The organism is Bacillus sp. IBL03825 (assembly GCF_024712505.1).
Taxonomy (GTDB): Bacteria; Bacillota; Bacilli; order Bacillales; family Bacillaceae_G; genus Bacillus_A; species Bacillus_A wiedmannii.
The window spans coordinates 3,092,178-3,105,449 of sequence record NZ_JAMXKE010000001.1 but is presented as its reverse complement, the minus strand read 5'-3'; the positions used below and the strand labels follow the sequence as shown (position 1 = coordinate 3,105,449).

The 13,272-nt window shown below is 32.9% G+C and carries 9 protein-coding genes and 1 pseudogene; 6 read left to right on the top strand and 4 right to left on the bottom strand.

Annotated elements, in window-relative coordinates; all coding sequences use genetic code 11:
• Positions 1-303: 303 nt before the first annotated feature.
• Positions 304-1,797 carry a peptide MFS transporter gene (locus tag NHG49_RS15920; RefSeq protein WP_064475734.1) on the bottom strand — a complete coding sequence of 498 codons (1,494 nt, stop codon included), beginning with the start codon at positions 1,795-1,797 and terminating at the stop codon, positions 304-306.
• A gap of 226 nt (positions 1,798-2,023) precedes the next feature.
• Here NHG49_RS15920 and NHG49_RS15915 point away from each other — a divergent pair, with 226 nt between their 5' ends.
• Positions 2,024-3,010 carry a DUF4046 domain-containing protein gene (locus NHG49_RS15915; RefSeq protein ID WP_064475733.1) on the top strand — a complete coding sequence of 329 codons (987 nt, stop codon included), beginning with the start codon at positions 2,024-2,026 and terminating at the stop codon, positions 3,008-3,010.
• Between the two features lie 201 nt (positions 3,011-3,211).
• Here NHG49_RS15915 and pdxR read toward each other — a convergent pair whose 3' ends face one another.
• A complete protein-coding gene (gene pdxR, locus NHG49_RS15910) occupies positions 3,212-4,603 on the bottom strand; it encodes a MocR-like pyridoxine biosynthesis transcription factor PdxR (protein ID WP_258126257.1) in 1,392 nt (463 codons plus the stop codon).
• 109 nt (positions 4,604-4,712) lie between these two features.
• On the opposite strand from pdxR, the gene NHG49_RS15905 reads away from it, so the two are divergent.
• From NHG49_RS15905 to NHG49_RS15885, 5 genes are all read left to right on the top strand, one after another.
• Positions 4,713-5,618, top strand: coding sequence for a DMT family transporter (locus tag NHG49_RS15905; protein ID WP_258126256.1), 906 nt, complete (start codon positions 4,713-4,715; stop codon positions 5,616-5,618).
• An 864-nt stretch (positions 5,619-6,482) separates the two neighbouring features.
• On the top strand, positions 6,483-7,247 hold the full coding sequence (locus tag NHG49_RS15900; protein ID WP_064475730.1) for an SDR family oxidoreductase: 765 nt from the start codon (positions 6,483-6,485) through the stop codon (positions 7,245-7,247).
• Between the two features lie 317 nt (positions 7,248-7,564).
• Complete coding sequence (locus tag NHG49_RS15895; protein WP_064475729.1) at positions 7,565-7,993, top strand: DUF4879 domain-containing protein; 429 nt, start codon at positions 7,565-7,567, stop codon at positions 7,991-7,993.
• Positions 7,994-8,487: 494 nt separating this feature from the next.
• Positions 8,488-10,449 (top strand): DUF3472 domain-containing protein, encoded by a 1,962-nt coding sequence (locus NHG49_RS15890; protein WP_064475728.1) that lies wholly within the window; start codon positions 8,488-8,490, stop codon positions 10,447-10,449.
• A 283-nt stretch (positions 10,450-10,732) separates the two neighbouring features.
• A complete protein-coding gene (locus NHG49_RS15885) occupies positions 10,733-11,383 on the top strand; it encodes an RpiB/LacA/LacB family sugar-phosphate isomerase (protein WP_064475727.1) in 651 nt (216 codons plus the stop codon).
• A gap of 231 nt (positions 11,384-11,614) precedes the next feature.
• Here NHG49_RS15885 and NHG49_RS31700 read toward each other — a convergent pair.
• Positions 11,615-11,781 (bottom strand): annotated as a pseudogene (locus tag NHG49_RS31700) (IS256 family transposase); the annotation flags it as partial.
• 163 nt (positions 11,782-11,944) lie between these two features.
• On the bottom strand, positions 11,945-12,886 hold the full coding sequence (gene blaIII / locus NHG49_RS15880) for a class A beta-lactamase BlaIII (RefSeq protein ID WP_064475726.1): 942 nt from the start codon (positions 12,884-12,886) through the stop codon (positions 11,945-11,947).
• Between the last annotated feature and the right edge of the window lie 386 nt (positions 12,887-13,272).

Sequence of the window (13,272 nt, the reverse complement as noted above, 5' to 3'; positions counted from 1 at the left end):
ATTTATATATTCAACACTATTTACAAGGAAGGCGTAAAAATCGGCTCAGTAAAAAATGTCCGCATTTTACAAACTATAATCGACGATTAAATACAAAAATACATTGCTAGTAGAATATAAAGCATGAAAAGCACACATTTCGATAGGACGGAGCACTGAAAAGTGGAATTAATTTTACATTATGCGGGGGTTAATTTAAACGATAAATATTTTGGAATGTTACATATAGAAAAATCTAAATAGTCATTCAAAAAAACTGTGCATAAAAACCCGCATTATAACAAGTTTTTAGCACAGTTTTTTTTATTTTATGCCTTTCATTAAAACTTGAATCTTTGGGGCCATAAAATATAAAATTACACTTAAAATGATTGAAAGGCCACCAATTGCACCGAAATAAATAATTTCTGTTTCAGGATTATATAATCGAACTATTTGAGCATTTATAGCTTGTGCAGCTGCACTAGTTAAGAACCACAGACTCATTGTTTGAGCAGAGAAGGCAGCTGGTGCTAATTTGGTTGTAATTGATAGACCTACAGGTGATAAACAAAGTTCCCCGATTACTACTAATAGGAAGCTAATCGCTAACCACATAGGGCTTACAAGGGATTCTGTACCATGGATATATGCAGGGATAATCATAACTAAGAAGGATAAACCAGCAAATAGTAAACCAATAGCAAATTTATTAGCCGTACTTGGTTGACGTGAATTAAGCTTTATCCATAACCAAGCAAATACTGGTGCTAACAAAACAATATAAATTGGGTTTAATGATTGAAACCATGAAGATTGAAGTTCAATCCCGGCCAATTTTAATTGAGTACGCTGATCAGCATAAGAAGCTAAAATGATAGCTCCTTGTTCTTGAATGGCCCAAAACATTGTAGCAGCTATAAATAATGGTATGTAAGCAATTAAACGAGACTTTTCAATTTTTGTAGTTTTCGGGCTACGATACATAAAAATAAAGTAACCAGTTGGAATGAGAATACCTAAGATACTTACTAATAAAGTGAATCTATTAATAGTTAAAATACCTGTTGGTATCGTTAAAATACAAAATAGTACTATAGCTATTGTACCAATACTAAACTGTATAATAACTTTTTTTCTTTCGATGTCTGTTAAAGGATTTGGTACTTGTGTTCCTGCTAAACCAAGATTTTTCTTTTTTGTAAGAACGAAAATAATTAAGCCTAATAGCATACCAATTGCAGCAACACCAAAACCTAGGTGGAAGTTATACTTTTGACCAAGTGTCCCTATAATAAAAGGAGATAAAAGAGCTCCTAAATTAATACCCATATAGAAAATACTGAAACCTGAGTCACGTCGAGTATCTGTTTCACTATATAAATCACCAACAATGCTAGATACATTAGGTTTTAATAAACCTGTACCAAGTACTAAAAACACCATAGATATGAATAAAGTACTTATAGTCCCTGGTAGTGCTAAAATCAGGTGACCTATCATAATTAAAACTCCACCCCAAAAAATCGTTCTACTTGAACCTAATAGACGATCTGCAATCCAGCCACCAATAATGCCAGACATGTAAACGAGAGATCCATAGATGGCCATAATTGACGCTGCGGTCGCATGATCCATCCCTAAACCACCTTGTGAGATTGAATAATACATATAGTAAAGTAATATTGCTCTCATCCCATAGTAAGAGAATCGCTCCCAAAACTCTGTAAAGAATAGGGTAAACAGCCCCTTAGGGTGTCCGAAAAAACCGCTTTGCGGAACAGTACGAATAATATCACTTTTACTAAGCTTCTCCATACGAATGCACTCCTTATATTTAAATATAACAATACTAAATTAGTATAAACTAATAATTAGAAAATTAAAATAAAAATTTACTTATTTAATTATTAGAATTTTTATAAAAAACAAATTTTGTGTTGATTTTAATTTGGGTTTTAATTATATTATTTAATATAGATATATTGATTGAAAATGATGATAGTGTATAAATATTAATACAAAATGTAGGAGGATTTATATATTGTTAATGAAAGAAGTTGCTATAGAAGATATTTATCAGGAAATATTAGATGGAAAAAGAAATAAATTCCCTCCAAATACATGGAAAGAAGATAAAGATAATAAAATGGCGCGGAGGGTAATAACATATTTGCTTTACAGTATTTTAAAATGGAATAAGGAAGACATAAGAATAAAATGGAACACTAAATTACTTGTAAAGTATAGGCTACGAGGATTACTCAAACATAGGTATGAAAATAGCCCGTTTAAAGCAATTAATGATTTGTATCCAAATCAGTTCAAAGAATGGGAATTTGGTATGACTCCTTTAAATTTTTGGACTAAAGAAAAAGCATTAACAATTTTGAAATGGATTATTGAGGAAAAAGAGGGCCTTTCACAAGAAAAGATTTTAGGAGTATACGGGAAAAAATGGTTGAAACAAAATAAGCTTAGTGCACCTCTGGCTATGTATTGGAATAGTAGCCCGTATGCAATGATTAATGATCTTTATCCAAGGCGTTTTAAAGAATGGGAATTTGGTATGACTCCTAATAACTTCTGGACTAAAGAAAAAGCATTAGAAGCATTGAAATGGACCATTGAAGAAAAAGAGAGAGTAACTCCTAAACAATTGCTTGATATATACAATATAAAGTGGTTAAAAACCCATGGATTAGCATCAGTATGTCAAATGTTTTGGGGGAATAGTCCGTTCAGAATGATTAATGATTTGTATAGAGACCGTTTTAAAGAATGGGAATTTAAAGTTACTCCTGTTGGATATTGGTCTAAACGTAAAGCATTAGAGGCGTTAAGGTGGACTATTGAAGAAAAAGAAAAATTGGATGAAAAACAGCTATTAAAAGTATTTAATCAAAAATGGCTAATAAAACAAAAATTATGGACACCGTTAAAACGCTATTGGAAAGGAAGTCCATATGAAATGCTTATTGCTCTATATCCTAATCGTTTCTCAAAAAATATGTTAAAAGGATATATTTAAAAGTAATGTTTAAATTCATAATAATTGAGAAAGTTTATGATATAACATTCGGTTATTAATTTGGAGGAAGACACCTTAAAGGTGTCTTTTTTATATATATAAAAGTAAAATATCACTTTGTGTAAAAATTTCAAAATACTAGAGGGATTTCTATTCGTAATTAAATAAAATCATTCATTAATTGTTCTATCTCTTTTCCTATTAGAACCAAATTTTTGCTAATTCAGATACTCCTTTTATTATCTCTTCCTCAGATAAATTACCAAATCCAAGTTGAATATGCGGATATTCTGGTGAATATTCTGAGAAATATTTTGAACAAGGATATACTATAATGCCGTGATTATGTGCTCTTTCAATTAGCATTTTTTCACTCATTTTTGTTTTCACTTCAATAATAACGAAAATGCCGGAGCTACCACCTTTAATCTTGACATATTTCTTAAAGTGCTTTGATAATTCCTTATTTAATAGATTCATTTTACGTTTATACAAAGCTTTCATCTTTCTTAAGTGCGAGTACCAATATCCTTCATCCATAAAAGTTGCCAATGTTTGCTGATGAATAGATGAGGATGTTTGTTCAAGTAAAGGGAGTATCTTTTTATATTCATTAATTAGCCGCTTAGGCAAAACCATATAACTGACACGGACAGAGGGGAGGAGTGCCTTTGAAAAAGTTCCTAAATAAACCACCCTATCATTAGAATCCAAACTTTGAAGAGACGGTATAGGTTGATGGATATATCGAAATTCACTATCATAATCATCCTCGATAATATAGCCTTCCATCTTTTTGGCCCATTCAATTAACTTTAGTCTTTCATTGACAGGGATAGTCACCCCATACGGAAAGTGATGAGTAGGAGTCACATATAAAAGTCTAGAAGGCGATTTTAAAAGTAGATCGACTTGGATACCTCGTTCTTTTACAGGAATTGGATCAATAATAAATGATTGAAGAAAAAAAAGTTCCCTTGCCATGTTATATCCAGGGTCTTCTACGGCCAGATAATTATAGTCTTGCTTTAACATCAGTGACAAAAGTAATAACAAATGTTGTGTGCTACTACCAATAATAATTTGTTCTGTAGAAGTATTAACTCCTCTTGATTGAAATAAGTAATCTGCTAGTGCTTTCCTTAATTTAATGTCGCCTTGCTTTTCTCCGTATGAAAACATGCTAGAGTCTTTAATAATTTTGTTAGTAATCATTCTCCATTTTTTCAAAGGGAAGTTTTCTTGATCCACTGTCCCAATCTTAAAATCAATAGTTTTCATGGCAGTATGCTTTGTTTCATGATGCGGTTCTCTGATAGGTTGAAAATTTAGTGTTTCATCCGATATAATAGCCTCTACAAAAAATCCTTTTTTGTTCTCACTTCGAATATATCCTTCTGATTGTAATTGTTCATAGGCAACCTGAGTTGTGTTTCTGCTGACCTCTAATTGGATAGCAAGTTGTCTAATTGATGGCAACTTTTTACCTTTTTCTAATTTTCCAGATAAAATCTGAGTTCGTATATATTGATAAACTTGTTGATACATAGGATTTTCACTTTTTCGATTTATATTAAATATTAGTTCCTTCATTATTGGAACACCTCATCTGTCATTTGTATTTATTGTAAACTGTCCCTTTTAGAAATGACAGTATAAATAAATAATGAATTCATACAAAATTTAATCTAGGAGAAAGTTTATGACAATATTTATGTACATATTTTGTTTGATTGTATGGGGAATCAACTTTATTGCGGTAAAAATTCAAGGAACTCCTGTCAGCTTAGAACTATCCTTAACTTATCGTTTGGTTATGACAGCTTTTTTATTTTTGATTCTTATTTGGTTCCTTCGCCCAAGAGGGATGCCAACAAAAAAAGATATTCCATTTATAATGATTTTTGGTGTATGTAACTTTGCATTAAGCTATTTATGCCTTTATTACGCTACAATTTTAAGTTCTGCGGCAATTGTAACGTTAATTTTTTCATTAAAGGTGATTTTGACCCCAATCGCTCTTCGAATTTTTTTAAAAGAAAAGTTACATTCACGCGTTTTGGTTGGAGGAATTTTAGGTGTATTAGGAGTATGCATTCTCATCTATCCGAATTTAAATAATTTTCAAGGTTTTAATGATATAAAAGGAATTATGGTCGCAATCTTAGGTACGCTTCTTACAGCAATAGGTGATGCGAGCTCGGCACGAAATGCAAAACACAAGGTGAATCCTATCTATGCAAATACAATTGGATTTACAGTAGGTAGTATATTGATGGGGGGAATTGTATTATTTCAAGGGGAAAAATTTACGTTTCCCACATCGTTTTCATATGTATGTATGTTGCTATATTTAACTCTGTTTGCTTCTTTTGTAGCATGGTTATTCTATTTGAAGCTTGTAGAAAAAATCGGAGGAGCTCGAAGTGGGTATATGGTGGCGCTATTCCCTGTAATTGGAGGAATAGCTTCCGTTTTAATCGGTGAGTCAGATCCATCCCCGTATTTGTTTGTTGGTTGTTTTTCTAGCTGTATTGGAGCTGCTATTGCATTAGGGTTTAGAACTCAAAAGCAAGATCCGAAATTAACACCAAAAAGGGTTAATTAAGAAAGGAATAAGTATAATGGATTTGAAAATAGAGCCCATATACTTTTTGTTTTTTATGTATGAATTGTGTACGTTCTTTTGAAAAAAAGACATTATAAGACGATCCAAAAATGGGCAGATAGGGATTTGTTTTTTCAAATCTAAAGAAATTATGTATCAGCTTTTTGCAAATATAGCATATTATCCGTTTGATTTAATATATATTATTTCATACTCTTTTTTTAAACTTTTATTTTTAAAAAAATTTTAGATTGAGTGGATACATAATAGTGGAGATAAAATTCAGGGAGCGTACAAGAAGTAAATACGTTTGTTAATCGAAAAAGCCCTACAGAGGACGTAGGGCAAGTCTAAGGGTATTCAAGAATTGTCGATTCTAAAAGTAAAGGACTTCTTGGAATATAATAAGTCTAACATATAATTCGTTAAAACCCTATATAATAATGTTGCAGAAATGTGAATTGTTGATTCTAAAGTACCGGCATTTAAAGCTGAAAAAAATTAAGAGAAGCGGTGAAATAATTATACATAGTAAAAAAGGATTTGATATTCATATCAGATCCTTTTTTCATTATTGGTTTTGTATAATTGCTCATCGAGGCTACTTAACAAAGGTTTAGAAACTAGATATTTTTCAGGTACTACAATCTAAAAATAATAATTTTCTTTGTTGGTGGTATTCACTTTTCCTAGCTTAACGGATATGGGTGCACTATAGCATAAAAAGAAAATTAGCTGTTTAGTATTAAATAAAATTAGTATCAATACAATCTTGGTCCTTTAAGGAAACCAAATTAGAGAGCAACATTTCAAAGAGTATCCTGTGATATAACTAAGTAGAATTTTAAACAAGGGGATGATGAGATGAATAAATTGAAGGGGAAAGTTGCATTAGTAACAGGGGCTAGTAGGGGAATAGGACGAAGTATTGCCTTACATTTGGCACAGGCTGGTGCGTTAGTTGTAGTTCACTATAGTAAAAGAAAAGAAGAAGCAGAAAGTATAGTGGATAAAATTAAACAAGATGGCGGTGCCGCATTTGCAATCAGTGCAGATTTAAGTACTTTTAACGGCATTAATAACTTGTATTTAATGATGGATCAATCTCTTCAAAAACATATAGGTAATACTACATTTGATATTCTTGTAAACAATGCTGGAATTGGGCAGATTTTAACGTTAGAGGAATCTACAGAGGAGTCTTTTGATGAGGTTATGAATATTAATGTGAAGGCTCCATTTTTCATTATTCAAAAGGCTTTGCCACGTTTAAAAGATGGAGGAAGGATTATCAATATTTCATCATTTGTTACACGAGTAGCCACCCCAAGTGTTTTTGCCTACAGTATATCTAAGGGGGCAATTAATACACTCACTCATACTTTAGCACAACAACTTGGTGCTCGTGGTATTACAGTAAATGCAATTCTCCCGGGTATAATTAATACAGAAATGAACGCTGAGACATTGAGGAATAAAGATGGCCAAAAATATGCTGCAGGTTTATCGACTTTTAATAGGTGGGGAGAACCTAATGATATAGCTGATATTGTAGGTTTTCTTTCTTCATCAGACAGCCGTTGGATAACTGGTGAGTTAATCGATGCAAGTGGTGGATCTTGCTTATAATGCTAGAAGAAAAGCCGGCTTAAATAGAGTTGGATTTGCAACTTTATTTTTTATTTGCTAAATAACCGAACTACGCACCATTTATTAGCTCTTACAAAAGCCACCTTGAAACGAGTCCAAGTGTTGAAAGTCCATAAAGGTAGAGAACCAATTATGCTGTAGTAGGATTAATGGTAAGTGCAAATAGTAAAAATGCAATGAATATGCACAATTTCATATATAAATAGGTACTTTTTGTTAACTCTTTCACAGGGAAGAAAGTATATGAAATTAGTATGATAGAATCAATTTGTATTAAATATAAAGGGGATGATTGTATGCTAAAAAGGATGATCCTAGGGGTTTCGTCATTAGTAGTGGGGGCAACAGTTGGCATAGCGACAGATGTATCTGCGGCACCTGCACCACCATTAACATCATTAAATGTAGTAAAAGTTGAATCTCAATTAGGCGGAGTTGAATTTATCGGTCCAAACAATTTTAGTACAGTTAAAGATCATGGAGGAAGCTATTTATACATTTATACAAATGAAATGGGATATGGTAGAAATCCGATTGCTCAAATGAGTGGTCAAAAACTAAAAAAAGTAGATTCTAAGATGATTGATATTAATGGTGATAGAACAGTTGATGGATGGGAATATAAATGGGATGCTTCGGGACAACAAAATGGACAATTCAAATATCAAAACACATCTACAAATACACCTTGGAATACATTATCTACTTCATTAAATATTAAATAAGCTAACAGAAGAATTTAATGTTAATTTTTGGTCGGTTGCAATATTTAATGTTTAGGTAATTAAAGGAGTCTACGTTTTTTGTGGGCTCTTTTAATCTATTGAAAAGACACGTGCAAATTGATAAGCTATTTTATCTAATTATCACGATGTATGTTTACATAATGTTATTTCCGTAAACAAATTTATAGTTAATAGCGCGAGTAATTAAGGAAATAAATCTATTGAAAAATCATGAAATATCAAAGGAGTCTTTCAGCATAAAAATCTAAAACTATATATTTATGAATTTTTATAATATTTTTAGCCAACATTTAGTCACAAATCATACGATTTTCTTACTAAATACTATAATTTAATTAGTAATAGTAGTGAAAAAAACATTAAACATAACTAGGTAGTATAGCTAATGTTATTTTTTTACATAATTTGTTTAATAGTATGTACATCGTTATTATTCAATGTAACTAAAATAATTTAAAAGGAGATAGGAAGTTATGTTTAAAGAACAAACAAATAGAAGACTAAAAAAGATTGTTATAATTACTGCGGCTTGCACCATGATGTCAATGTATGGAGCACCAATTTCTAGTACAGAGGCAGCAATCCGATCTCATGCTCCATCGGTTTATGTAACACCACAAAATACTGCTGCTTCAGATATCATTAGCATAGACTGGTCACCAGTCCAAACAGCACCTTATACGTATTGGGCTGTGCATAACTGGAATCAGGGGGGAGAGGGTGGTGGTTATGCTGGCTTCCAACAACAAAGTGGCTTTGATCAAACCGGTAAACGTACTCTTCATTTTGCGCTTTGGGATCCAATAGCATCAAACCAAGCAATAAAAGCTGAATATTTATCGCCGACTTCAGAAGCCGGTAGATTTGGTGGAGAAGGAACAGGTCTGAAGGTACAAACAACTTATAATTGGAAAGATAGTGAATGGTATCGAATGACTCTACGTTCTTGGCAAGAAGATGGCCATACAAAGTTTGGCCAATGGATAAAAGATAATAAATTAAATCAATGGAAGTTAGTTGCTATTATGGATCATCCAGTTGCAAATGTTGCATTTAACTATGGTCTATCGATGTTTCAAGAGGACTGGGCTGGTAATGGACAAGATGTAAGAGAAGCACGCCTTAAAAATGGATACAGCAGAAAAGTTTCAGATCAACAATGGAATTCTTGGAATAATCAGCGTATCTCTGGGCAACATGATACGTCCTATCAATACGATGGAGGTGCAACTTCAGAATATCTCTGGGTTAAGGCAGGAGGAAATACTCAATCAACTATTGGTACTGGAAAAAGTTTCAATCTAAATCAGCCTAGTCAACCAGAAATGGGAATTTTAGATTTTGATATTCAAAATATTCGCTTTGAAGATGAGAAATTAAATGTTTCTTGGAAATTGAAAGAACAAAGTACTCCACAATTTAAAGGGAAAATTGAAATCTATGACAATGAAAAGTTAATGGGACAACCTTTGAAAGTAATTGATAATATTAAGTCCTACGAAACTGAGATAAGTCAAACTATGCAATTACCTCAAACGGCTTTTGCCAAAATTACATTAACAGACATATTTGATCGAACTGTAGAGAAAAAAGTAGGAATTACAAATGGAAATTCTGATATTTTAGTAGGGAACCAATTTGCATGGTCCCTAAAAGGATATAGTGATCGAGAAATTGCAAAAGTAGATTATAATAAGGCGGCAGAAGAGTTGAAAATTAAATTAGAAGCTGGTGTACCGCATTCTTACTTCAATAGCACATATGCAAGTATTAAGGTCCAAAACTCATCTGGTAGCGTATTATACAATAAGGAAATCGTGGGGAATAGACAACAAAATACCGAAAGCCAAACTGTGTCTGTAAAAGTGGGGGATTACATTGAATTAACTCATCTAGAAGGAGACGCAGTAAAGGAAAAGACACGCGCAACATTAACGAATCTTGAAAATAACAAAAATGAGACTATTGGAAAGACAGCAAGGTATCTGGTTACTAAAGAGGGATTAAAGAAAGTTGAAAAAATGCCAGAGACAACAATTCTAGATGGAAAACAATTTGCATGGTCATTAAAAGGATATAGTGATCGAGAAATTGCAAAAGTAGATTATAATAAAACAGCAGAAGAGCTGAAAATCAAATTAGAAGCTGGCGTACCGCATTCTTACTTTAATAGTACATATGCAAGTATTAAAGTCCAAGGCTCATCCGGTAGCGTTATGTACAATAAGGAAATCATGGGAAATAGACAACAAAATGCTGAAACCCAAACAGTACCTATAAAAGTGGGAGATTATATAGAATTTACTCATATAGAAGGGGAAGCAGCAAAGGAAAAAACGCGAGCGACTTTAACTAACCTTGAGAATGGAAAACAGGAATATATAGGTAAGAAAAGAACATATCAGGTCACATCCACAGGATTAATAAGAAAATAGATGTATAAAAAAGTTGGGGGAATCCCCAACTTTTTCTATAGAAATGGAAGAATAACAGTTTCTGTAACATCAAATGGCCAATACTTCTCAAAATACATAAAAAGCATCACAATACTGTGATGGAAAAATAGAAAATAATAACCGGAATTGTCAAAAAATATGTGTAAGTTTTTGAAATGAACAAATAGAATAGCAAATATTAAGATTAGTTTTATCTTATTTATCTTCTTTTGACTTTTGACTTTCGGCTTGTGTAATAATTAAATCGAAAGGTCGTGAAAGAATGAAGATAGCTGTGATACAAGCAAGTACCCAAACTAGCAAAAATGAACTGATATTTGAAGAAACAAAAAGGGCTGTGGCGAAGCATGGATATGAAGTGTTGAATTTCGGCGTTACTATTGAGGAATCGGAGTTAAGCTATATCCAAGTGTCCTTAGCTGTTGGTCTACTTTTAAACTCAGGTGCAGTTGATTTTGTCGTCACTGGATGTAGTAGCGGTGTTGGTATGTCGATTGCCTGTAATATACTTCCGAATGTCATTAGTGGTTATCTGCCAACTCCAACAGATGCGTTTCTGTTTGGTAGGATAAATAACGGAAACTGTGCATCACTGCCACTTGGATTGAATTTCGGTTGGGCGGGCGAACTAAATCTTCGCTTCACGCTTGAGAAACTTTTTGAAGAACCGTTCAATACTGGGTATCCTCAAGAATCCGCCGAACGAAAGAAACGTGATGCAGAACTTTTTAAAACAATCAAGAGTGTTTCACATCATGGCATCGTTCAGATTCTGAGTCAGTTAGATGTAGCAGTTATTAATCCTGTTCTTCAAAAACAAGATTTAGTGGAATTCCTCTTGCGGAATGGCACCAACACAGATATATCAAAGTTTCTTATCGAACAAAGGACGGATTTAAATCACGGTAGATAAATACTGTATTTTTTAATAAGTTTGGCAATTTTAATGTTAACCATAAGTTGATTCAATACCATTGGCCAATTGGGGAATATGACTGCCATTCCATTTGTTTTGGGGTTCTTTTACAGTCCTTCTCCAACGAAAAAGCCCATCGCCTTTAGGCATGGGATGAAAGTGAGGTTGGATACGGAGTGCTACTAAATAACCGCAAGGTTTGTGGTACTTTAGGTATCCAAAGTGTGGATATCCATTACGACGATTTTCCTGTTCTTTTCACTTTTTGAGTTTAAATCTAAACCAAGAAGGTGATTCATTTCGCCTTGAACCATTGCCTCAAACATAGGTCCAACAACGTCTTTCAAAGCCTCTTACATATCTTCAACAGTTTCCGATTGGTAAGCTTTAAAAATTGATTGAGCTAAATTTACGGATTTTGGATCTCTTTTCTATCTAACAATAAGTGTAACCATTTCCTCATAGAAATTTTAGAAAAAGAAAAACCGTGAAGCGCCCCTCTATCTAGGATAGTAGGTTATTTACACGGTTTATATTACACTCTCCAATAATCGATGATTATTTATTCGTAGCTTTTAAAGTATCTAACACGACTTTGGTTGTGTCTGCAATAAGTTTATCATCGTATTCTGCATCTTCTTTATCATGATTAGAAAGGATGGCAAGAACAATTGGCTTTTTATTTGGTGGCCAAATAATTGCAATATCATTCCTTGTCCCATAAGACCCTGCACCAGTTTTATCAGCTACATCCCATCCTTTTGGTACGCCTGCACGAATTAATTTATCCCCAGTTGTGTTTCTCTTCATCCAATCTACTAATAGTTCACGTTTCTCAGATGGTAGTACAGTTCCTAATGTAAAAGATTGAAGCGTCTTAGCGATTGCTTCTGGTGTACTCGTATCATGTGTTTCTCCTGGATTTACTTCATTTAATTCAGGTTCAAATCTCTCGGAATTAGTAACAGTATCACCAATTTCCCTCAATATTTTTTCAAATGCGGATGGACCACCTAACTTTTTAAGAATTAAATTATGTGCCGTACTATCACTATATCGAACAGAAGCATCTGCAAGTTCTTTTAACGTCATTCCTGTATCCAAATGCTTTTCAGTAATTGGATTATAATTAGAAAGGTCTTCTCGCTTATACGTAATCCTTTCATCAAGAGCTTCTATTGAGTTCTGACGTAAAAGAGCTCCCGCTGCTAATGATTTAGATGTAGAGGCAAATGCAAAGCGATCATTTGCATGGTAAGCAACGGTTTGATTCGTACCTGTGTCCAGTGCATAAATACCAAGCTTAGCGTTATATTCTTTTTCAAGTTTAGTAAAAGAATCATTACCAGTATTTTCTTGTTTAATTTGATTTGTTTGTTTAGGTGATTCAGATGGAGTATTACTATTAGAACAGCCTATTAATGTAACGCATGAAAGTAATACCACAGGTGCAATCTTTTTGTAATGTGAAATGGTAAAGAACTTGTTTAAAACGAACATAAATTTTCAACCTCTTTCAAGAATATATGGTTTTTGTTTTGGTATTTTAAATACCGATGTTATTTAAAGTGTGTATAGGATAACAATACTTTTGAAGTTGAATTTTAATAGGTTAAGCAGAATTTAAATATTCAGACGAATGAACAGACGTTGTTTGGATTGTTTCTTTTTTTAATTACACTTGTAATCGTTCACCTGTGAAAGTATTAAACTCGTAACATTTAAATACAGTATTTCAATACACACTTTTTTACATCACTTTACTTTTGGTAATAATATGTCCTTTCATATTTTTAGGAATACACGTAATAGACACTCTAAATAATAAATTTGTTCCATTTTAAGAATAGGAAGAACTTGTTGAATGGTAAAGAAAATACGATGAA